A 923-nucleotide genomic window follows, 5' to 3' on the forward strand; every position below is an offset into this window, starting at 1 on the left:
ATTATCTTTCAATGGTCAAGCTGGGTTGCATCCGATTGTTTTACAAGAGGTTATGCAATTAAGGGACACAGCCTAGGTTCTGAAATCAAAGAGTAATCCCCGGCCAGCTGAGAGATTTTCTTATACGCGGTGATATCTGCTTCGGTAAGCGGCGTACTGGTAGCAATCTGTCGCGCGTTCAGGTCATCGTTAATGGCGCTGGCAATGGTCCCATCACTGCAACCCGATTTCGTCAGGCGCATGATCTTGTTGTAATTCCATTCACGCAGCGGTGCTGATAATAGAGACATGGTATCGCTCCACAGGTAAGAGTTAGTCTTCGGACGAGAGTTTTGCAATTACGCCAGAAGCACTGCTACCCGTTACAGCGCCCAGAGTCGCAACGACGGCCTTGCCCCCTGCCATACCCAAACCACCCGATGCCAGGCTTCCCCCGCCTAATGCTGCCAACCCGGCTGACGAGGCTGCCGCGCCACTCAGAGTGCCTCCGGCAACGCCCAGCCCTGCAGCGCTCACCACCGCACCGATAGCGGGTGCCGCAGCCAGTGCCAACCCGCAGTCGCAACGGTTGCTGCGGCCACGGCAAGAGACTTAATCGGGTTTTCACATATAAAATCAAAGAGATCATCAAACATACGAACCACCTTTTCCTCAATGTCAGAGCCGAATGCCCTGTTGAGTTAAATGGTGGAACACAACAATAAAAAAAATCAAACTACACAAAATTAAAGTTAATTTGATAATTTTATAATAGAATTATAAATAAAAATCACAAAAAAAATTAATTTGATTATTTTAAAAGATTTATGGATTTTATAAAGCATGAACAGAACAAAAAAGATAATAAAAAGGCGGATTCAACTCCGAAGTGCAACGCTAAGCCGCCAATCTTAGCTCTGCAAACACCACAGACGGTTGCCTGA

2 protein-coding genes are annotated in these 923 nt (G+C 46.9%); both read right to left on the reverse strand.

Translation table 11 applies throughout. The features are described from left to right. Positions 1 to 50: 50 nt before the first annotated feature. Positions 51 to 290 (reverse strand): hypothetical protein, encoded by a 240-nt coding sequence (locus ACSZPU_RS25920; RefSeq protein WP_499004486.1) that lies wholly within the window; start codon positions 288 to 290, stop codon positions 51 to 53. Between the two features lie 22 nt (positions 291 to 312). Next, the gene (locus ACSZPU_RS25925; protein ID WP_499004488.1) at positions 313 to 552 is read right to left on the reverse strand and encodes a hypothetical protein; all 240 of its coding nucleotides are present in this window, start codon (positions 550 to 552) and stop codon (positions 313 to 315) included. Positions 553 to 923 lie beyond the last annotated feature (371 nt).

This window comes from Phytobacter sp. V69, assembly GCF_965644215.1.
Lineage (GTDB): Bacteria > Pseudomonadota > Gammaproteobacteria > Enterobacterales > Enterobacteriaceae > Phytobacter.

Excerpts from the sequence above, each read along its gene's own strand:
- ACSZPU_RS25920 (WP_499004486.1), bottom strand. The coding sequence starts at position 290 with ATGTCTCTATTATCAGCACCGCTGCGTGAATGGAATTACAACAAGATC.